Here is a 20,889-nt window from a genome sequence, read left to right on the forward strand (position 1 = left end):
CCGGGTCCGCGCCGGGCCGGGCCGTCTCACAGCAGGCCGGTCCAGTGGTCCCAGAAGCGGGTGAGGACCAGCAGCACGATGACGGCGTACCAGGTCGCCAGGATCACACCGTGCAGCTCCAGCACGGAGTGCAGGGCGCCCCGCGCGCGGCGCGGCACCGGCAGGACGCCGTGCCGGAGGTTGTGCAGCGTCACGTACCAGAACAGCGGGATGGTGACGGCCCACACCACGGCGCAGTACGGGCAGATCCGGCCCAGCTCGTAGAGCGACTGCTGGATCAGCCAGTGGACGAGGACGACCCCGGCCAGCGCCCCGGCGTTCAGGGCCAGCCACAGCGCCCGGTGCAGGCGCGCCCCCAGGAGCAGGGCCGCGCCGAGGGCGGCGACGGCGGCGAAGGCGCCCAGGCCGAGCAGCATGTTGGGGAAGCCCAGCACACTGCCCTGCGGGCTCGACAGCACACTGCCGCAGCCGACGACGGGGCTGAGGTCGCACGATGGCCGGTAGTCCGGGTCGCCCAGCACCCGCCAGCCGTCGGCGGTCAGCTGGAAGGAGGCCAGCCAGCCGACCAGTCCGGTGAGGGTGACGACCAGGGCCGTCGCCCGGCCCGCCCCCAGGGGGGAGCGCCGCGCGGGCGCGGCGCTCCCGGACTCCCCGGGAACCCGCCCGGCCGTCACGCCCGGCTCCCGGTACGGCCGCCGGACCTGCGCCCACCGGACCCGTGCCCGCCGGAGCGGGGCCGGGGCACCCCGCCGCCGGGAGCCGGGACCGCGGCACCGCTCCGGCTCCGGTAGACCAGATAGGGCCGGGCCAGATAGCCCACGGGGGCGGACCAGACGTGCACCAGCCGGGTGAACGGCCAGGCGGCGAAGAGCAGGCAGGCGGTCAGGGCGTGCAGCTGGAACAGCAGCGGCGCTCCGGCGATCGCCTCCGGCTGCGGCTGGAGTGCGAACAGGCCGCGGAACCAGACGGAGACGGTGGAGCGGTAGTCGTACCCCGCGCCGAACACATTGTGGGCGGCGGTCGCGGCGATGCCCAGCACCACGGTGGCGGACAGCAGCGGGAAGAGGACCTTGTCGCTGCGGTCGGTTCCCAGCCGGACCCGGCGGGTCAGCAGCCGGCGGGCGCAGAGCATGCCCAGGCCGGCCACCATGGCCACCCCGGCGACCGAGCCCGCCCACACGGCCGTCAGGTGGTAGGTGTGCTCGTCGACACCGACCGCCTCCGTCCACGAGGCCGGCACGGCGAGGCCGACGACATGTCCGGCGATCACCATGAAGGCGCCCAGGTGGAACAGCGGGCTGCCCCAGCGCAGCCACCGGTGCTCCAGCAGCTGGCTGGTGCGGGAGGTCCAGCCGAACTGGTCCTGCCGGTAGCGCCAGACGTGTCCCACCGCGAACACGGCGAGGCAGACATAGGGGACGGCCACCCACAGCAGGAGTTCGGCGCCACTCGCCGCGGCCAGGGGGACGGGTGCGGCGCTCATCGGGAGCCCTCCGGGGTCGACAGGGGCGGCATGACGGTGGGCGGGGCCTGCCGGGGCGGGACGAACGCGCCCGGCGGCGCGAACTCGCCCGCCCCGTACGGGTCGAGTCCGACGTCCTCGGCGGGCGGGCCCTGGGCGGCGAGCTCGGCGACGGCCTTCAGATCGGCCTCGGTGGCGGGCGGCAGCAGGGTCAGCAGCGCGGCGAGCACGTGCCGGTAGGGGGAGCCGCCGTCGGCCAGCGCGTGGTGGATCAGCTCCAGCCCGCGCCGGTGCAGGCGCAGCGGGGCCTCGCCCGCGCGCGGTCCGGCGAGCGAGGCGTACTCCAGGACGACCGGGAGGTGGTCGGGCAGCTCGCCGCCGTCGGTGTCCCAGCCGGTGGCGCGGTAGCGCTGGGCGAGGGTCAGCAGCGCCATGCCGCGGCGGCGGGTGTCGCCGTGCAGGTAGTAGGTGAGGTAGAGGCCGCTGCGGCGCCGCAGGTCGAACGTCTCGACGTAGTGCCGCTCCAGCGCGTCCGGCTCCTGTCCGGCGAACCACTCGGTGAACGCGGCCAGACGCTCGGCGGCGGGGGAGGGCGGCAGCGCCTCGACGGTGGCGGTGAGCACCGGCCGGGCGGCGGTGAGCGAGGCGTCCGGGTACTGCAGCAGCAGGGACATCAGCCGCAGCAGCAGGGCCCGCGTCTCCTCCTCCTCGGGCGTGAGCGGGGCGGCCGACCGGTGCGGGCGGCGCAGGGCCGCCTTCACCCGGGTGCGGACGGTGGCGGGCGGGGGGTACCCCCGGACGGAGTTCGGGAGGGGGCTCATGCGGGGTCTCCTTCCGGGGAGGCCGGGGCGCGGCGCAGGGTGGGGATGCCGAGCATCACGCGGCGGCCGTCGGACGGCTGGGGGTCGCCGGAGGACTCCACGGGGCAGCGGTTCTCCATCGCGGTCAGCGCCGCCGCGTCCTCCTTGTGGGCGGCCGGGACGACGTAGCGGTCGGCGTACTTGGCGACGGCCAGCAGGCGGTGCAGGTCCTCGGCCTCACCGGGGGTGAGCCCGACGGCCCTCAGGGCCGCCTCGTCGCCGGCCTCGCCGAGGGTGCGCTCGCGCATGTAGGAGCGCAGCGCGGTGAGCTTCATCAGCACCCCGCCGACCACGTCGGCGTCCCCGGCGGTGAACAGCTCGGCCAGGTACTCCAGGGGGATGCGCAGCCGGGTGACGGCCGCGAACACGTGGTCGGGGTCGTCCTGGTTCCCGCCGGCCGCGTCGACGGCGTCCAGGACGGGCGACAGCGGGGGCACGTACCAGACCATGGGCAGGGTGCGGTACTCCGGGTGCAGCGGCAGGGCCACCCGGTACCTCATGACCAGGTCGTACACGGGGGAGCGGCGGGCGGCCTCCAGCCAGTCCTCCGGGATGCCGGACGCGCGGGCCGCGGCGATCACCTCCGGGTCGCGCGGGTCGAGGAAGACACCGCGCTGGGCGTCCAGGAGGTCCTTCTCGTCGGGTGTGGAGGCCGCCTCGCCGACCCGGTCGGCGTCGTACAGGAGCAGGCCCAGGTAGCGCAGCCGCCCCACGCAGGTCTCGGAGCAGACGGTGGGCTGCCCGGCCTCGATGCGCGGGAAGCAGAAGGTGCACTTCTCGGCCTTGCCGGTGGCGTGGTTGACGTAGACCTTCTTGTACGGGCAGGCGGTCACGCACATCCGCCAGCCGCGGCAGCGGTCCTGGTCGACCAGGACGATGCCGTCCTCGACCCGCTTGTACATCGCGCCGGACGGGCAGGCGGAGACACAGGCCGGGTTGAGGCAGTGCTCGCACAGCCTCGGCAGGTGGAAGAGGAAGGTCTGCTCGAACTCGAACCTGACCTTCTCGGCCCAGTCCCCGCCGAGGTTGGGGTCGCCGCCGGCGTTCTCCGGGGCGCCCCCGAGCCCGTCCTCCCAGTTGGCGCCCCAGGTGATGGAGGTGGGTTTCCCGGTGAGCACCGAGCGGGGACGGGCGACGGGCATGTCCGGCCCGGCGGGGGCGCTGACGAGGTTGTCGTAGTCGTAGGTGACCGGCTCGTAGTAGTCCTCCAGGGAGGGCAGGTCCGGGTTGGAGAACAGCGACAGCAGCCGCCTGACCCGGCCGCCGGAGCGCAGGACGAGCCGCCCGCGCCTGTCCAGCATCCAGCCGCCCTTCCACTGCTCCTGGTCCTCGTAGCGGCGCGGATAGCCGACGCCGGGCTTGGTCTCGACGTTGTTGAACCAGGCGTACTCCACGCCACTGCGGTTGGTCCACGTCTGCTTGCAGGTGACCGAGCAGGTGTGGCACCCGATGCACTTGTCGAGGTTCATCACCATCGCGATCTGGGCCATGACGCGCATCTCAGTACTCCACTCGCTGGTCGCGGCGGCGGATGACGGTGACCTCGTCGCGCTGGTTGCCGGTCGGTCCGTAGTAGTTGAAGGCGTAGGTGAACTGCGCGTAACCGCCCGCGAGATGGGTCGGCTTGAGCAGCAGCCTGGTCAGCGAGTTGTGGATGCCGCCGCGCCTGCCGCTGACCTCGGTCTTCGGCACGTTCACGTTGCGGTCCTGGGCGTGGTACATGTACACCGTGCCCTCGGGCATGCGGTGGGTCACCACCGCCCGTGCGGCGACGACGCCGTTGCGGTTGTACGCCTCGATCCACTCGTTGTCCTTCACGCCGATCCTCTCTGCGTCCTCCCGGCTCATCCAGATCGTGGGACCGCCCCGGGAGAGGTCGAGCATGTACTTGTTGTCCTGGTAGTTGGAGTGGATGGACCACTTCGAGTGCGGGGTGAGGTAGCGGACCGTGACCTCGGCCCGGCCGTCCTCGCGCAGGTGCTCGTCGCCGTAGTGCCGGGGCGTGTTCAGCGGGGGCCGGTAGACGGGCAGCTGCTCGCCGAGTTCGGCCATCCAGTCGTGCTGGACGAAGAAGTGCTGGCGGCCGGTGAGGGTGTGCCAGGGCTTGAGGTGCTCGGTGTTGATGACGAAGGGCGAGTAGCGGCGGCCGCCCGTCTCCGATCCGGACCACTCGTACGAGGTGATGACGGAGCGCGGCTGTGCGCGGGTGTCGGCGAAGGTGATCCGCTCGGCCTCGCGCTCGGCGGACAGCTCCACCAGGCCCTCGCTGCCGGTCTGCCGCTCCAGCTCGCGGAAGCCCTCGGTGGCCAGACGCCCGTTGGTGGTGCCGGACAGGGCCAGGATCGCCTCGCACATGTCGGAGGCGGTGGCCAGGGAGGGCCGGCCGGCGGCCGCCCCGTCGCGGACGGTGCCGCAGCGGCGGCGCAGTTCGCCGATCTCCTGGTCCGGGTGGACGGTGACGCCCTTGGTGGTAGTGCCCAGGGTGTCCAGCAGCGGCCCGACGGCGCGCATCTTCTGCGCGACCGCCGCGTAGTCCCGCTCGACGGTCACCAGCTTGGGCATGGTCCGGCCGGGCACCGGCTCGCACTCGCCGGCCTTCCAGTCGCGCACCACCCCGCCGGGCTGGGCGAGTTCGTCGGGGGTGTCGTGCAGCAGGGGCACGGCCAGGACGTCGGTGCGGGTTCCCAGGTGCCCGGCCGCCAGCTCGCTGAACCGGTCGGCGAGGGTGAGGAAGGTGTCGTAGTCGGTACGGGCCTGCCAGGGCGGGGCGATGGCCGGGGTGAAGGCGTGGACGAAGGGGTGCATGTCCGTGCTGGACAGGTCGTCCTTCTCGTACCAGGTGGCGGCCGGCAGCACGACGTCGGAGAGCAGGCCGGTGGAGGTCATCCGGAAGTCCATGGTGACCAGCAGGTCGAGCTTGCCCTCGGGCGCCTCCTCGCGCCAGACCACCTCCCGCGGGCGCCCCTCGGGCGGCGTCTGCTCCGAGCGCACGGCCGCGTCCGTGCCCAGCAGATGGCGCAGGAAGTACTCGTTGCCCTTGCCGGAGGAGCCCAGCAGGTTGGCCCGCCACACCGTCAGTACGCGGGGGAAGTTGGCCGGGTCGTCCGGGTCCTCGGCGGCGAACCGCAGCCGCCCGGACCTCAGCTCCTCCACGATGTGCTCGGGGACGGGCCGGCCCGCGGCCTTCGCCTCGTCCGCCAGATCGAGCGGGTTGCGGTTGAAGGCGGGGTGCCCCGGCGTCCAGCCCAGCCGGACCGCCTGTGCCAGGCAGTCCGCGAACGCCTTCCCCTTGAACCGTCCCTCGCCCAGCGGAGAGGCCAGCTCGTCGGGCCCGAACGCCTCGTAGCGCCACTGGTCGGAGTTCAGGTACCAGTACGAGGTGCCGGCCATGTGCCGGGTCGGCCGCTGCCAGTCGAACGCGAAGGCCAGGTGCTGCAGCCCGGTGACCGGGCGGACCTTCTCCTGGCCGACGTAGTGGGCCCAGCCGCCGCCGTTGACGCCCTGGCAGCCGGTGATGGTCGTCAGCGCCAGGAAGGCGCGGTAGATGGTGTCGGAGTGGAACCAGTGGTTGGTGCCCGCGCCGAGGGCGATCATGGAGCGGCCGCCGGTGCGCTCGGCGTTACGGGCGAACTCGCGGGCGATCCGGGCCGCCTGCGCCGCCGGGACGGAGGTGATCGTCTCCTGCCAGGCAGGGGTGTACGGCCGGTCCGCGTCCTCGTAACCGGCCGGCCAGTCGCCCGGCAGGCCGGGACGCTCCACCCCGTACTGGGCGAGCATCAGGTCGAAGACGGTGGTGACGAGCTTCCCGCCGATCCGGCGCACGGGGACGCCGCGGACCATGCCGGTGCCGCCCTCGGTCGCCCCCTCGTCGAACCGGGGCAGCGCGACCGCGGCCGTCTCCCCGGCCCCCTCCAGCAGGCTCAGCTCGGGCACCACCTCACCCAGGTCCAGGTTCCAGTGCCCCTTCCCGGCCTCGGCCCAGCGGAAGCCGAGCGAGCCGTTCGGTACGACGGGTTCACCGGTGCGGCTGTCCAGCAGCACGGTCTTGGAGCCGGCGTTCTCCGCCTCCGCCTCGGCCCCGCCGAGGTCGGCCGCGGTCAGGAACCCGTCCGGAACGAATGTGTCCGCCCGCTCGCGCAGGGTGACCAGGAACGGGGCGTCGGTGAACGTGCGCAGATAGTCCCGGAAGTAGGGCACCTCGCGGTCCACCAGGAACTCGCGCAGGATCACATGTCCCATCGCCATCGCCAGAGCCCCGTCGGTGCCCGGGTGCGGGGCCAGCCACTCGTCGGCGTGCTTGACGTTGTCGGCGTAGTCGGGACTGACGGCCACCACCTTGGTGCCGTTGTAGCGGGTCTCGGTCAGGAAGTGCGCGTCCGGCGTGCGCGTGACGGGGATGTTGGACCCCCACATGATCAGATAGCCGGCGTTCCACCAGTCGGCCGCCTCCGGCACGTCCGTCTGGTCGCCGAAGACCTGCGGCGAGGCGACCGGCAGGTCGGCGTACCAGTCGTAGAACGACAGCAGGGTGCCGCCGATCAGGGAGTGGAACCGGGCACCGGCGGCGAACGACGCCATCGACATCGCCGGGATCGGGGAGAAGCCCGCCACCCGGTCGGGGCCGTACTCCTTGACGGTGTGCACCTGGGAGGCGGCGACCAGCTCGGCCACCTCGTCCCAGTCGGCGCGGACGAAGCCGCCCTTGCCGCGCGCCCGCTTGTAGGCGCGGGCCCTTTCCGGGTCGCCGGTGATCTCCGCCCAGGCCGCCACCGGGTCGCCCAGCCGGCCGCGGGCCTCCCGCCACATCTTCAGCAGCACCCCCCGCACATACGGGTAGCGCACCCGGCTGGGGGAGTAGGTGTACCAGGAGAACGAGGCGCCGCGCGGGCAGCCGCGGGGCTCGTACTCGGGGCAGTCCGAACCGATCGAGGGGTAGTCGGTCGCCTGGTGCTCCCAGGTGATGATGCCGTCCTTGACGTAGACCATCCACGAACAGGACCCGGTGCAGTTCACTCCGTGGGTGGAGCGCACCACCTTGTCGTGGGACCACCGGTCCCGGTAGAAGCCCTCCCATTTCTCGTCGCCCGTGCCGTAGACCGCGCGGCCGTCGGCCGACACCTCGCGGCGGCTGAGCAGCCGGCGCGCGGCCAGCGGCCAGTCGCGTTCACCGCGGACCGTCCGGACCCCCGCCTTCTCGTCGTTCACCATGGCCGGAACGCTATGCGGCCCCCCGCCCGCCGGGCCGGGGCCGGAGAGCCCCCGCCGCCCGGCCGGAAGGCCCTGGCCGGACGGCGGAACAGGGCCGTTCGGCCCTTGGTCCCGGGGCCGGTCGACGCAGGGGAACGAAGAGCGCGGGCGCCCCGGCCGGAGAGACCGGGGCACCCGCGCGGGCGGAGGGCTCAGACGGTCCCGGCGGGCGAGACGTCCTCCAGCAGCCGGCCGGTCACCAGCTCGGGCTCGATCCGTACATGGACCCCGTCCTCGACCGGGGCCCAGGACAGCGGCCCGGACCGGCCCAGCCGCTCGGCCTCGCCGGGATCGGTCACCAGCGAGGCACGCCCGGTGACGACCACGCTCCAGCCGGAGCGCGTCGTCTCGTCGAACCGGTCCACCTCGAAGGCGACCACGCTGGCGTCCACCGCGCGGGCCATCCGGGACGCGCCCGAGGTGCGCAGGACCACGGCCTGGTCGTGGTCCAGGAAGAAGTTGACCGGGAGGACGGCGGGCAGCGCGTTCTCGGTGTAGACGATGCGTCCCAGAGGGACCTGCGTCAGCAGGTCCAGGCACTCCCGCCGGTCGAGTTCGCGGAAGCCGTCGTTTCGGTGCATGCCTCCATGGTGCGCGCGCCGCACGGGCGGGGATAGGGCCGGTCGGCCCCATCCGGGGCGAAAACGGGCGGGGCCCGCCCCGGTCCGCGGCCCCGCCCCGGTCCGCCGCTCGCGCGGATCCCGCTCAGCGCGTCTGCTGCCCCGGGGGGTGCGGGGCGGTCTGGGTGGCGATGACGGCGGCCTGGACCCGCCGCTCCACCCCCAGCTTGGCCAGCAGCCGGGAGATGTTGTTCTTGACCGTCTTCTCCGACAGGTACAGCTGCCGGCCGATCTGCCGGTTGGTCATCCCCTCGCCGATCAGGGCCAGGATGTCGCGCTCGCGGGGCGTCAGCGAGGCCAGCGCGGCGTCCTGCGGCTCCTCGACGGGCTCCTCGGTGTCCTGCACCCGCAGGCTGTTCATCAGCCGCGCCGTGGTCGCCGGGTCCAGCATGGACTGCCCGGAGGCGACGGTGCGCACGGCGGCGATCAGGTCCGAACCCTTGATCTGCTTGAGGACGTAGCCGGAGGCACCGGCCATGATCGCATCCAGCAGGGCGTCGTCGTCGTCGAACGAGGTCAGCATCAGACAGGCCAGCTCCGGCATCCGCGAGCGCAGCTCGCGGCAGACGGCGATGCCGTTGCCGTCTGGCAGGCGCACGTCCAGCACGGCCACGTGCGGACGCAGGGCCGGACCGCGCGCGAGGGCCTGCTCGGCCGTGCCGGCCTCGCCGACCACCTCGATGTCGGGCTCGGCGTCCAGCATGTCGTGCACGCCGCGCCGCACCACCTCGTGGTCGTCGAGGAGGAACACCCGGATCGGGTCCTGTGGTGAGAACTGCTGGGCCTGAGTCATACGGATCCTTCATGCTGTCGGTCGGGGGCGCCACGCCCCCCGCCCCATGATCCTGCCCCGACCCGCCCGTCCGGCGCCAGGGCCCCACGGCCCCGCCGCCCGCACGCGCGGCGGGAGCCCGCGACCGCCCGCCCCGGCACGCCGGCCGTGTCGCCGGCGGTCGCAGGTGGTCTCCGAGGGCAACCGGCGGTCGCGGGGATCGCCGGTGGTCGCCGGCGGCTCACGTCACGCGGACCGCCCCAGATCGAACCCGACGTCCACCACCCCCTCCACCGACCGCGCCATCCGGGCGGCCACCGGGACCAGGGCGGTGTTGCGGATCTCGCCGGTGAAGGTCACCACGCCGTCCGCCACCCGCACCCCCACGCTCCGGTCACCGCCGGGGAAGAGGGGTTCGACGACCTCCCGGCGCACCTGCCGGGCGATGTCCTCGTCCGGCCGCAGGAAGACCTTCAGCAGGTCTCCGCGGCTGACGACGCCGACCAGTAGGCCGTCGGCATCGGTCACGGGCAGGCGCTTGACGCGCCGGCGCGCCATGATCCGCGCCGCCTCGGCAAGTGTGGCGCGGGCGTGGACGCACACCGCCGGCGACGTCATCAGCTCGCCCGCGGTCACCGCTCCCACCCGGGCCAGTTCCTCCGGGCGCCGCAACTGCTCCATGCGGCTGGGGTCGCCGTCCCGGAACTCCTCCTTGGGCAGCAGATCCGCCTCGGAGACGACGCCGACGACGCGGCCCTCGCCCTCCAGCACCGGCAGAGCGCTGACTTTCCACTGCTCCATGGTCACCACGATCTGCTTGAACGGGGCGTCCCGCCCGATGGAGACGACGGTCTGGCTCATCACGTCGCCCACGGTGTGCGGGGCGTGCGAGGTGCCGTCCGCGCCGTCCGTGCTGCCCGCACCGTCCATGCTGCCTGCGTTGTCCATGTTGCCCGTGTTGTTCATGGGGCCCTCCTCGAAGAATCGTCCGCCGTGCCGCGCCGGGCGCGCGTCACGGCATGGGGCCGCTGCCGTAGGGCCCATACAGGTCCAGCAGCCGGGTGCGGGCCGCCTGCAGCCGGTGCGAGATGATCTCGGCCATCCGCAGGGCCACCGCGCGCCCCAGCACCGGGTCGGCCTCGCACAGCTGACGCACCCGGGCGGCGTCGAACTCCAGGGCCCGCACCGGGCTGAGCGCCTCGGCGCCCAACTGCCAGGTGTAGGGCGGGAAGAGCCAGGACCAGCCCAGCAGGTCGCCGTGGGAGAGGGTCTCCACCGCCGCGGGGCGGCGGCCGGGCACCCGCATGTCGAGGGTGACCGAGCCGGTGCGGATCACCCAGAACCGGTCGGCCCGGTGGCCCTCCTCGGAGATACGGGCGCCGGCGGGGAAGGAGACCTCGCGGGCGAGTTCCAGCAGCCGTTCGCGGTTCTCCGGGGGCAGTGCCCCGAGCAGGTTGTTGGCGGTGACGATCATGGCGGGCCTCCCTGGTGCTGAGCCGAGTGGGCGGTGTACGCGCGGGCGTCCGCTCCCGGTACGGGCGTCATGGCGGTCCGCCGCCGCTGTCTCTACTCCCGTTGTACTCCCGTGGCCGGTAAGTGGCGCCTCACCGTCATCGTCGGATTTCCCGCACCGCCGGGGCAGGGGCCGTACGGGGACCTCGGACGGGACTTTCGGCCCCCGTGCACGGGCCCGCGGACCCCTGCTGCCGCGGCCGCCGCCGCGAGACGGTGTGAACGTGCCCGAACGGCGGGCCGGCTTTCCGCGAAGGGGATGAGCGACATGGCAGTCCACGGCCACACGCACGGACACCGGGGGTTCCGCCTCCCGGTGCGGCGCACCACCCGGACCGCACCCGCGTCCGGTGAGACGGCGGCCGCGACGGCCGTGGTGCCGGCGGCGTCGACCGCGGCCCGCGTCCTGGCCGGGGTCCGCTTCGCGACCGGGTTCGTCTTCCTGTGGGCGTTCGCGGACAAGGCCTTCGGCCTGGGTTACGCGACCCCCGCCGAGCGGGCCTGGATCGAGGGGGGCTCGCCCACGAAGGGCTTCCTCAGCGGTGTGGCCGTCGGCCCCCTGGAGTCGTTCTTCCACGACATCGCCGGAGCCGCCTGGGCGGACTGGCTGTTCATGCTCGGCCTGCTGGGCATCGGCCTCGCCCTGACCGCCGGCGTCGCGCTGCGGCTCACGGCGGCCGCCGGAACCGTGATGATGGCGCTGATGTGGGCCGCGGAATGGCCCCTGGCCCAGCACCTGTCGGACGGCAGCCCCAGCATGTCGACCAACCCGGTCGTGGACTACCACGTGATGTACGCCGCCGTCATGATCGCCTTGGCGGTCGCGGCGGCGGGCGACACCTGGGGGCTGGGCCGGTGGTGGGCCCGGCTGCCCCTGGTCCGCAGCTTCCCCTGGCTGCGGTGAACCCGCCGCCCCGCGGCGGACCACCGGCCCGCGGCGCCTCCGGGGCGTCGCGGGCCGGCCGTCTCCCCGCCGTGCGGGACGTCAGACCCGCGGGAAAGGGACCAGTGACCCCTGCCGAACGCGGGTACTCGGACCGATCATGGAAAAGAAAGCGGCGGAGAGCCGCCTGTCAACGGAGGTGTTGTGATGGTACGTACGGTCACCGTGGGAGTGGACGGCTCCGCCGAGAGCCTGGCCGCTGCCGACTGGGCGGCCCGGGAGGCGGCGCGGCGCGGGGTGCCGCTGCGCCTCGTCCACGTGCGGGAGCCCGACCCCTTCACCCCTCCGGACTCCTTCGCCGACCCCGAGACCCGGCAGCACTGGGCCCAGCGGATCCCGCGCGAGGCGGCGAACGACCTCGCCCGCCGCCACCCGGAGCTGGAGATCACCACCGACCAGCTCACCGGCCGTCCCCCCGAGGTGCTGACCGCGGTCGCCGAGCAGGCCGAGGTGCTGGTCATCGGCACCCGCGGCCTGGGGCCCGTGGCCGGCTTCCTGGTCGGCTCCGTCGGCCTGGCCACCGTCGCCCGTGTGAAGTGCCCGGTGGTGCTGGTGCGGGCCGAGACGTCGAAGGAGGGCGAACCGGAGGGCGCGGAGCCTCCCGCCACGCCCCGCGACGTCGTCATGGGACTGGAGCTGTACCGGCCGGCCGACGAGCTCATCGAGTTCGGCTTCGACGCCGCCGCCCGGCGCGGCGCCGCGCTGCGGGTCATCCACGGCTGGAACCCGCCGCTGGTCTACGGCGTCGACCCCATCGCCGTCGACCCCCGCCTGGCCACCGACCTGGCCCAGGAGAGCTCCCGCAACCTGAACGAGGCGCTGAGCCACTGGCGGGAGAAGTACCCGGACGTCGAGGTGAAGGCGCAGGCCGTGGTTGGCCGGGCCGCCCGCCATCTGACGGAGGCCTCCGAGGACGCCTCACTGGTCGTCGTCGGCCGCCGCATCCGCCGTTCGCCGATCGGCTTCCACACCGGACCGGTCGCCCACGCGGTCATGCACCACTCCAAGGCGCCCGTCGCCGTCGTCCCGTTCGGCTGACGGACACCCGCCGCCACGGCCGTGCGCACCACCGGGCCGCGACCCTTCGGCGTCCACCGAAAGGTCGCGGCCCCGGCATCGCCGGGTGGGCGCCACGCCTTCCGGGCGGGCGCACACAGTGGGACGAGCGCGGTCGTACGGCTGGACTCCCCGTTCCGCCACCGGGCCGCCCTGCCGCACCGGGTGCCATGGTGATCTGACGGCACCTCGGCGCCGTCAGATCACCATGGCCTCCTGGATCCACCGCCGCACCCGGTAGGGCAGCCACAGCACCAGGGGCCCCACGTCGGCCACCAGGCGCTCCTCGCGGAACTCCGCCAGGACCGGCGCGGGCACGTCACCGGCGCGGGCGCCGTGGGCGAGCGTGGTGATGGCCGCGTGGTACTCGGGCCCGTCGGCGGTGAAGCGGCGCAGATCCCCCCAGCGGCGGTCGCGTATCTGTACGAAACCCGGGCCCTGCCGCCACAGGCACTTGCACAGGTAATGCCCCTCGCGCCACCGGGCCAGCGCACCGGCCGCGTCGTTCGGCCCCTCCAACTCGGCGGGGGGCTGGAGATGCCCCAGGACCTCCCAGTCGCCGGAGGGCTCCGGGGCCAGCCGCAGCCGCCACTCGACGAACACCGCGCGTGCGGTGAGGTCGCGCACCAGGCACAGGTCGCGGACGGCACGGGCCGCGGCACCGGGATCGCCGGTGGCGGCGAGGTCCACCGTGCCCGGCAGCCGCACCCGGCGGACGCCCGACTCCCACAGCCGGTCCACCGCGGCCGTGACCGGGCCCTCGATGCGTACATCCTCCATGCGCATGCCGGGCAGCGCGCACGCCCGCGGGTCGTAGTCGCGCCAGGCGGCGACGGTCAGCGGCGCCGGGCCGCCGGGGTGTTCCGTGATCGTCGTGCTCACTCGTGTCCTCTCCCTCGTAGGCATGCTCGGCCGGAAGCCGGAAGCCGGAAGCCGGAAGCCGGAAGCCGGAAGCCGGAAGCCGGAAGCCGGTGGTCGGTGGCGGCTCGTGGACCCCTCAGACACCGGCCGTCGGCCGCGCCGCCGGTGTGGGGCCGCCCTCCCGCGGGGCGGCGTGCAGATGGCGCATGAAGTCCAGCCTCAGCAGATCCTCGTTGACCGCCGCGGGGGCCACGTGGACGTACTGGCCGCCCTCGGCGAAGACCAGGCCGAGCTCCAGCCAGCGCTTCAGCAGCCCCTCCACGGCGTCCCCCTCCACGGAGTGGCGCAGCCGGGTGGTGAGTTTGCGGGTGAGGGCCGTGGGGGCGTGCGGCTGGTCCAGCAGCCGGAAGGCGGCGATCTCCAGCGGATCGGTCAGCTCCAGCGCGCCCCAGTCGAACAGTCTCCGGCGGCTGACCAGCACGATCCGGTCGCCCAGGTCGGCGTGGGTGAGCCTGCTGTCGGCATGGGCCTTCTTCCAGGCGGCCAGCGCCTTGTTGAGCGACTTCACGGTCTCCTCGCCGATGCCGCGCGCCGGGGCCTTGAACACATAGGCCAGGTCGTACAGCTCCTCCTCGGGCAGGTCGTAGGTGAAGCGGTAGTGCTCTTCGGCGCGCAGCCCGGAGAAGCCGAGCTCGGGGCGGGTGAAGTACGGGCTGAAACGCTCGATGGCGATGCGGGCGGACAGGTCGACCGGCGGGTTCAGGTGCTCCAGCGCCGGTATCTGGGCGATGACCCCCTCGTAGTCGGCGGCCGTCTCGCCGGGGAAGCCGTGGAGGTAGTTCCAGGAGACCGACAGGCCGGTCTCGGCGCCGTCCCGCAGCATCCGGACGTTCTGGCAGCCGCTGACCCCCTTGTCCATCAGCCCCAGCACACGGCTGTTGAGGCTCTCGATGCCCGGCTGGACGTAGATCAGGCCCGCGTCCGCGAGGGTGCGCAGCTGGGAGCGGCGCATGTTCGCCTTGATCTCGATGTGCAGCCGCAGGTCGTACCCGCTGTCGATGATGCGGGGCAGCACCGTGTTGAGGTAGCCCATGTCGAGGATGTTGTCGACGACGTACATGTCCAGCACCCGGTGCCGGCGGGCCAGCTCCATGATCTCGTCGTGGAAGACCTCCGGGCTCTTGCTGCGGAACTGCATGAACGAGCCGTTGAGCCCGCAGAAGGTGCAGTGGTGCTTCTCGCCCCACCAGCAGCCGCGGGCCCCCTCGACGACGAGCTTGGGCTCCACCCAGTTGCGGGCCACGGAGGCGGCCAGCCGCTCGAAGTAGCCGGTGTAGTCGGGCGGCAGGATGGCGGACGGGGGCATCGGCGAGGTGCTCATCGGGTTGGCGGTGGCGGATCCGTCCGCCCCCCGGTGGCACAGCCCCGGTATGTCCGACAGATCGGCCCCCTCCGTCTTCTCGGCGCCCTCGGCCAGCGCCGTCAGCAGCCGGGGGAAGGCCACCTCGCCCTCGCCGCGCACCACGTGGTCCACGAACGGGAAGTTGCGGTGGACGGCGGCGCCCTGCTCGGCGTCGCAGTTGGCGCCGCCCATGACGGTCACGATGTGCGGGGCCAGCAGCTTGACCTGCCGGGCGGCGGCCAGCGCGGCGGTGTTCTGCTGGAAGGTGGAGGTGAAGCCGACCACGTCCGGTTCGTACGCCACGATCCGCTCGGCGGTCTCCCGGACGAACTCCGGCGCGATCCGGTGCAGTTCACGTGTCAGCCGCAGACGGGAGGAGCTCAGCTTCCCGCCCATCACGGAGGTGAACTCCTCGGTCCGCCACTCGGGGTCGTCGTAGAGCGCGGAGGAGAAGACCCAGTCGCCGCATCCCATGAAGTAGGAGGACAGGGCGTAGTACTCGTAGTCGTCCCCGGAGAACTCCATGCGGTCGGTGATCCAGTCGGTGAACTCCAGGTTGGCGTGCAGCACCTCGGCCCGGCCACCGGGAACCCGCTCGTCCACGCTGCGTTTGAGGATGCCGAGCGCCAGGGACGGCAGATCGATCGGTGACCAGGGCATGTTGACAAGAAGGACGCGCATGGCAGCTCCTCGGAACGGAAGATGTGGCCGGAAGCGGCCGCCCGGCCCGGCGGTGAGGGCCGGACCGGGCGGTGAGGAGTCACTCCTCCTCGGTGTCCTCCGCGGTGCGGAGCGGGATGGTGACGGTGACGCCGACGGTGGGCTTGCGGTTCTCTTCGTCGCCCGCGAGCGGGTCGTTGTTGATGACGTCCTTCTGCATGGCTACCTCCTCTCGTGGTCCACTCGGTCCCCGGCCGCCGGTGCCGGCGGCCGGTCCTGCCCCCGCCCCGGCCGGGACGGGGAGTCGTGATCACGGCCGGTCGTCCGGCCGGCGCCGCGCAGCTCCCGGTCCAGAAAGCCCAGGGCCCGGCGCAGCACGGCGACGTGGTCGCCGCCGAGGTAGCCGTCGTGGCCGGAGTCCAGCCACATCTCCTCGTGGCGCACCCCCGAGGCGCGCAGCGCCGCCAGGTACGTGCGCACCTGTTCGGGCGGGCACTTGACGTCGTGGAGGGCTGCGGCCATCAGCAGCGGCGCCCGCACCCGGTGCGCGTAGTGGACGGGGGAGCTGCGCGCGTAGAGCTCGGGCACCTGATCGGGGGTGCCGCCGAACAGCGCCTCGTCCAGGGCGCGCAGGGCCGGCGTACCGGTGCGGTGGGCGGTGGCGCAGTCGGCCAGCGGCTTGACGGCCACCCCCGCGCTCCACAGGCCGGGCCGGGTGCCCAGCGCCAGCAGGACGAGGTAACCGCCCCAGGAGGTGCCCCACAGGCCCACCGCACCGGGATCGGCCAGCCCGCGCGCCAGTACGTCGGCCCGGACCGAGACGAGGTCGGCGACCTGGGTCAGGCCCACCCCCTGACCGTAGGCCGCGCGCCAGCGGGGCCCGTAGCCGGTGGAGCCGCGGTAGTTGACCCGGGCCACGGCGAAGCCCGAGGCGACCAGCGAGTGCACGGTCGGGTCGTAGGCGTCCCGGTCGTGGTCGGCGGGGCCGCCGTGGACGAGCATCACCAGCGGCGGACGGACGGCGGGACGTTCGGGGAGGCTGAGCAGGGTGTGTACGTCCCCGTCCGGCCCGGGCGTCCACAGTTCGGTGTGCCGTCCGGGCACCCGGACGGCGGGCGCTTCCGCGGCCGGCGGCGGGGCGCCGGAGGCGGAACGGGCGTGCGGCGGGGTGGCGGTGTCGGTCCACAGGTAGTGCACGTCCCCGTCCGGCCGGGGCACGGCGTCCAGAACGCTGCCGCGGGGCACCGGCACGGGGGTCAGGGCCTGCCGGTCCAGGTCGGCGGTGAACAGCAGGCTGCGGCCGCGGCGGTCCTGGCGTACCAGGATCCGGCGCCCCCGGGGGTACCAGCGGGCGGTGATCTCGGTGTCGAAGGAGCACCACCGGTGCGGGCGCACCCCGTCCCCGGCACGCCAGGTGGCGGTCTCGTAGCGGTCGCCGTCCTGCCGCACCAGCAGCAGCTCCGCCCCGCCGTCCCCGCCGCTGCCGGGTGCGGCGGGTGCGAAACCCAACGCCCACAGCCCGCCGCCCCGGCCGGAGAGCTCGGCCACCGTTTCGCCGGAGGCGGTGTGGACGGTGACGGCCCGGTCCGAGGACGCCGACCGGGTGACGGCCAGCAGCCGGCCGTCCGGGGAGAGCCCGCACAGGACCGCGTGCCCCTCCGTTCGCACGGCCGGCCGGCCCGGGCCGCCGCGCCGGCCGAGATGGACCGTCAGACCGCTTTCGTCGCCGAGTCCGACGGCGACCGTCCCGCCGGCGCCGACCGCCAGCCCGCGCGGGGTCCCGGCGGGCAGGCCGGCCAGGCCGGGCCGTACGGGACCGCCGTGGAAGTCCTGGTGGAGCCAGCGGCCGCGACCGGTCTCGTCCTCGTCGAACCACCAGACGGCGGCGTCGGCGTCGATGGCGCAGTGCAGGGTGCCGCGCGGGCGGTCGGTGACCTGCCGGGTGCGGCCGGTACGGGCGTCGAGGGCGAAGACCTCGCAGCGGCCGCCGGCGTCGCCGGTGAGCACCATCAGCGCCGGGTCGCCGGGGCAGACCTCCGGCAGCACCGGCCGGTAGACGCGGTAACCGGATGCGGGGCGGCCCGCGTCCGGCGCGGAGGAGCCGGTCGTGCTCACAGTGCCCCCTTCACCGTCGCGTCCGGCCCGGGCAGGGGCGCGGACAGGGCGCCGCGGGCCACCGCCAGGGTGGTGCCCGCGGCGAGCAGGGCCAGCAGCACCGCACACCCCGCGATCGTCGGCGCGGTTCCGACCCGGGCCACGGCCGCCCCGGCGGCGAGGGGCGCCACCGCCGCGGCGATCCCCGCCGCGGTGGCCAGCGCCGTTCCGGTGCGGGCCAGCAGCTCGGGCGGCGTCACCCGCAGCACCCGGGTCTGGAGCACCACCACGGCGGCCGGGACCAGCAGGGAGACGGCGCCGAACAGCAGCCCGTACGACCAGGGGCCGCTTCCGGCCGCCAGTGCGGCGGCGGGCGTCACCACCAGCCACGAGACCGCCACCAGCGTCCGCGGCGCGGTCAGCCGCCGGACCACGGCGGGTGCGGCCAGTGCCCCGGCGAGGCCGGCCGCGCCCGCGACGGAGAACACCAGCCCCACGGCGGCCGGGCCCCGTCCGCCGCCCTGGAGTGCGAAGACGACCGTGTAGTGGAGCGCGACCAGCAGCCCGCCGGCGGCGGCCGTCCACACCAGCACCAGGCGCAGTACGGGGGAGCGCAGGACCAGGCCGAGGCCCGCTCCCGCCTCGGAGGCGAAGGCCGCCCACCGGGCCCGCGAGGGGCGTGTGTCCCGCGCCCGTGTCCCCGCCGGAGCGAGGTCCGAGCGCATGCCGCGCACGCACAGCGCGGCGACGAGGTAGGACAGGGCGTCCGCCAGGAACGGCAGCCACCGGGCGGCCTGGTAGAGCAGCCCGCCCAGCAGCGGCCCCAGCACCAGGGCGCCCTGCTCGCCGGCCTGGAGCCGCGAGACCACCCTCGGGTGGTCGTCCGCGGGGCAGATCAGGGCCACGGCGCCGCGGGCCGCCGCCTCCTGGCAGGAGGTCGCGACGCGCTCGACGAGGACCGCGGCGAACAGGTGCGCCGGATGGAGGGAGCCCAGTGCCAGGGCCGCGGCGAGCGACCCCAGCGCGGCGGCGGACACCGCGGCGCAGAGGATCATCACGCGGCGGCGGGCGCCCCGGTCGGCGGGCACGGCGGCGAACGGGCCCATCAGCAGCCCCAGTGCGGTGGAGGCCCCCGCGACCGCTCCGACGAGGGCGGGGGAGTACCCCAGGCCCAGCAGGAGCAGGGGGAGGGCGAGACCGGAGATCTGGGTGCCCAGGGCGTCGGCGCTGTTGGCCCACCACAGCAGCCGCACGTCGCGGCGCGGGGCTGGAGCCCGGTGCCCGCCGGCCGCCGGGCCGGCGGCCCCGGTCCGCCTCACCGGGCGGGCCGGGGGCGCGGCGTGGGGCGCGGCGTGGGAAGCAGCGCGGGAAACCGTGCGGAAAGCCGTGCGCCCAAGCGGGTCAACGCGGGTAAGGCACTCGTCTCCGGTAACGCCGGTCCTCGTTCCACGCGCAGCCCTTCCACTCGATCTCCACGCGGTGTCCGTGAAGGTCGGATCCGATGGTCGACATGCGAAGAAAACGTGTGCGAATCACAGCGGACGGGAGTCTAATCACGAGGTGACGCGGGTCACAAGAGGCCTGTGGGAAAGGCGAGTTGGGGCCGCGGAACGGAACGCGTCGGTCCGCGCCCCGGGTGGCCGGGAGCGCGGACGGACGGTGCGGGGGAGCGGTGGGAGCCGGCGCCGCGTCAGCGGATGTGGCGGCCGGAGACCGCGCGGGCGATCACCAGGCGCTGGATCTCGCTGGTGCCCTCGAAGATGGTGTAGATCTTGGCGTCCCGGTACATTCGCTCCACCGGATGCTCCCGGCTGTACCCGGCGCCGCCGAGGACCTGTACGGCCTTCTCGGTGGCGGCGACGGCCAGTTCGCCGGCGCGCAGCTTGGACATCGACCCCTGGGCCGCGTCGAAGGCGCGGCCGTTGCGGGCCATCCAGGCCGCCTGCCAGATCAGCAGACGGACGGCCTCGATCTCGGTCCGCAGATCGGCCAGGGCGAAGGCGACGGCCTGGTTCTCGACGATGGGGCGGCCGAAGGCGACGCGGCCGCCCGCGTACTCCAGGGCGTACTCGTAGGCGGCGCGCGCGATGCCGAGCGCCTGAGCGCCCACGGTGGGCCGGCTGACCTCGAAGGTCGCCATGGCGGCCTGCCCCTTGGCCTGTCCGCCCTCGCGGGCGCGGGCCAGGCGCGCCTCCAGCCTCTCCCTGCCGCCCAGCAGGCAGTGGCCCGGCACCCGCACCTCGTCCAGGAAGACATCGGCCGTGTGCGACGCCCGCAGGCCCAGCTTCCTGATCTTGCGGCCGGACTCCAGGCCGGATGTGCCGGGCGGGACGATGAACGCCGCCTGGCCGCGTGCGCCGAGCTCCGGCTCCACCGAGGCCACCACCACGTGCACGTTCGCGATGCCGCCGTTGGTGATCCAGGCCTTCTGGCCGCTGATCACCCACTCGTCCCTCGCCTCGTCGTACCGGGCGCGGGTGCGCATGGCCGAGACGTCGGAGCCGGCCTCGGGCTCGGAGACGCAGAAGGCCGCCACCTTGGGGTCGTCCTCGTCGCCGAAGCACTGCGGGACCCACTCGGCGAGCTGGTCGGGGGTGCCGGCGGAGAAGATGCCCGCCACCGCCAGCGAGGTGCCGAACAGGGCCATGCCGATGCCGGCGTCGCCCCAGAACAGCTCCTCGTTGGCGATCTGGAGGGACAGGCCCGAGGGGTCGCCGTACATGTCGGCCAGGGACTCGAAGCCGTACAGGCCGATCTTCGCCGCCTCCTGTATGACGGGCCAAGGGGTCTCCTCCCGCTCGTCCCACTCGGAGGCGGCCGGGCGCACGACGTCGGCGGCGAAACCGTGCACCCACTCGCGCAGGTCGCTCTGCTCCTCGGTGAGGTCGAGGCAGAAACCGCTCATGATCCGCGTTCGCTCCTCATGCCTTGGGGATGTCGAAGTAGCGGGTCAGGCCGGAGGCCAGGCCGACGTCGCCGGCCAGCTTCAGCCTGCGCGTCATGAACATCGTCACGGGGCTGGCGTTGCCGGAGACGAGCCTGAGGAACTCGGCGTCGCCCAGGGTCAGCGTCACGCGCGGGTCGGTCTCGCCGCGGCCCTCGCGGACCGTGCAGGCGCCGTCGCGGATGGTGATCTCTCGGACGACCTCGCTCTCCCCGGTGACCTTCCAGCGGATCACGGCGTCCAGTGATCCGGCCCGCTCGGGGCGGAACTGCCGCTCCATGCGCCGGAAGACCTCGTCCAGCACGCGCATCCGCAGTTCGCCGCGCATGATCTCGGCGATCTCCTTGGTGGACAGACCCTTGACGATCCGTGCGAACTCCTCGGGGGAGACGGTGGTGAAGTCGAGGGCGGCGAGGTCGGCCGGTTCCCGGCTGACGCCGTTGGTCATGGGGTTCC

General features: G+C 73.8%; 17 protein-coding genes. 2 read left to right on the plus strand and 15 right to left on the minus strand.

The features are described 5' to 3' along the window. Positions 1-26 precede the first annotated feature (26 nt). The 9 genes from BM237_RS11500 to BM237_RS11540 all read right to left on the minus strand — a co-directional run bounded on the left by BM237_RS11500 (position 27) and on the right by BM237_RS11540 (position 10,435). On the minus strand, positions 27-674 hold the full coding sequence (locus tag BM237_RS11500; protein ID WP_245793551.1) for a vitamin K epoxide reductase family protein: 648 nt from the start codon (positions 672-674) through the stop codon (positions 27-29). Continuing rightward, entirely contained in the window at positions 671-1,483 is an 813-nt protein-coding gene (gene narI / locus BM237_RS11505; protein ID WP_245793552.1) for a respiratory nitrate reductase subunit gamma, read from the minus strand. Before narI ends, BM237_RS11500 begins: the two co-directional genes overlap by 4 nt. Further along, complete coding sequence (gene narJ / locus BM237_RS11510; protein WP_093849466.1) at positions 1,480-2,283, minus strand: nitrate reductase molybdenum cofactor assembly chaperone; 804 nt, start codon at positions 2,281-2,283, stop codon at positions 1,480-1,482. Before narJ ends, narI begins: the two co-directional genes overlap by 4 nt. Continuing rightward, on the minus strand, positions 2,280-3,821 hold the full coding sequence (narH, locus tag BM237_RS11515) for a nitrate reductase subunit beta (protein WP_093849467.1): 1,542 nt from the start codon (positions 3,819-3,821) through the stop codon (positions 2,280-2,282). The genes narJ and narH overlap by 4 nt, the downstream gene beginning before the upstream one ends. 1 nt (position 3,822) lies before the next feature. Then, positions 3,823-7,530: a nitrate reductase subunit alpha gene (locus BM237_RS11520; RefSeq protein ID WP_093849468.1), complete on the minus strand. Its 3,708-nt coding sequence runs from the start codon at positions 7,528-7,530 to the stop codon at positions 3,823-3,825. A 191-nt stretch (positions 7,531-7,721) separates the two neighbouring features. Next, positions 7,722-8,150 (minus strand): pyridoxamine 5'-phosphate oxidase family protein, encoded by a 429-nt coding sequence (locus tag BM237_RS11525; protein WP_093849469.1) that lies wholly within the window; start codon positions 8,148-8,150, stop codon positions 7,722-7,724. 124 nt (positions 8,151-8,274) lie between these two features. After that, on the minus strand, positions 8,275-8,982 hold the full coding sequence (locus tag BM237_RS11530; RefSeq protein ID WP_093849470.1) for a response regulator: 708 nt from the start codon (positions 8,980-8,982) through the stop codon (positions 8,275-8,277). A 225-nt stretch (positions 8,983-9,207) separates the two neighbouring features. Then, the gene (locus BM237_RS11535; RefSeq protein WP_093849520.1) at positions 9,208-9,822 is read right to left on the minus strand and encodes a CBS domain-containing protein; all 615 of its coding nucleotides are present in this window, start codon (positions 9,820-9,822) and stop codon (positions 9,208-9,210) included. 151 nt (positions 9,823-9,973) lie between these two features. Continuing rightward, positions 9,974-10,435, minus strand: a complete 462-nt coding sequence (locus BM237_RS11540; RefSeq protein WP_093849471.1) for a Crp/Fnr family transcriptional regulator — start codon at positions 10,433-10,435, stop codon at positions 9,974-9,976. Between the two features lie 306 nt (positions 10,436-10,741). Between BM237_RS11540 and BM237_RS11545 the strand changes: the two genes are divergently transcribed. Beyond that, positions 10,742-11,377, plus strand: a complete 636-nt coding sequence (locus tag BM237_RS11545) for a hypothetical protein (protein WP_093849472.1) — start codon at positions 10,742-10,744, stop codon at positions 11,375-11,377. A gap of 186 nt (positions 11,378-11,563) precedes the next feature. Beyond that, positions 11,564-12,454 (plus strand): universal stress protein, encoded by an 891-nt coding sequence (locus BM237_RS11550; protein ID WP_093849473.1) that lies wholly within the window; start codon positions 11,564-11,566, stop codon positions 12,452-12,454. Between the two features lie 216 nt (positions 12,455-12,670). On the opposite strand, the gene BM237_RS11555 is transcribed toward BM237_RS11550, so the two are convergent. The 6 genes from BM237_RS11555 to BM237_RS11580 all read right to left on the minus strand — a co-directional run bounded on the left by BM237_RS11555 (position 12,671) and on the right by BM237_RS11580 (position 20,881). Beyond that, a complete protein-coding gene (locus BM237_RS11555; protein WP_425443680.1) occupies positions 12,671-13,354 on the minus strand; it encodes a DUF5825 family protein in 684 nt (227 codons plus the stop codon). A 115-nt stretch (positions 13,355-13,469) separates the two neighbouring features. Further along, a complete protein-coding gene (locus tag BM237_RS11560) occupies positions 13,470-15,416 on the minus strand; it encodes a RiPP maturation radical SAM C-methyltransferase (protein WP_093849475.1) in 1,947 nt (648 codons plus the stop codon). 201 nt (positions 15,417-15,617) lie between these two features. Next, positions 15,618-17,510 (minus strand): S9 family peptidase, encoded by a 1,893-nt coding sequence (locus BM237_RS11565; RefSeq protein ID WP_245793553.1) that lies wholly within the window; start codon positions 17,508-17,510, stop codon positions 15,618-15,620. After that, the gene (locus tag BM237_RS11570; RefSeq protein WP_093849476.1) at positions 17,507-18,742 is read right to left on the minus strand and encodes an MFS transporter; all 1,236 of its coding nucleotides are present in this window, start codon (positions 18,740-18,742) and stop codon (positions 17,507-17,509) included. Before BM237_RS11570 ends, BM237_RS11565 begins: the two co-directional genes overlap by 4 nt. Before the next feature lie 437 nt (positions 18,743-19,179). After that, on the minus strand, positions 19,180-20,394 hold the full coding sequence (locus BM237_RS11575; RefSeq protein ID WP_093849477.1) for an acyl-CoA dehydrogenase family protein: 1,215 nt from the start codon (positions 20,392-20,394) through the stop codon (positions 19,180-19,182). A 16-nt stretch (positions 20,395-20,410) separates the two neighbouring features. Further along, positions 20,411-20,881 (minus strand): SCP2 sterol-binding domain-containing protein, encoded by a 471-nt coding sequence (locus BM237_RS11580; protein ID WP_093849478.1) that lies wholly within the window; start codon positions 20,879-20,881, stop codon positions 20,411-20,413. Positions 20,882-20,889: the final 8 nt, after the last annotated feature.

Origin of the sequence: Streptomyces mangrovi, assembly GCF_900114215.1 — a bacterium.
Classification (GTDB): Bacteria; Actinomycetota; Actinomycetes; order Streptomycetales; family Streptomycetaceae; genus Streptomyces; species Streptomyces barkulensis.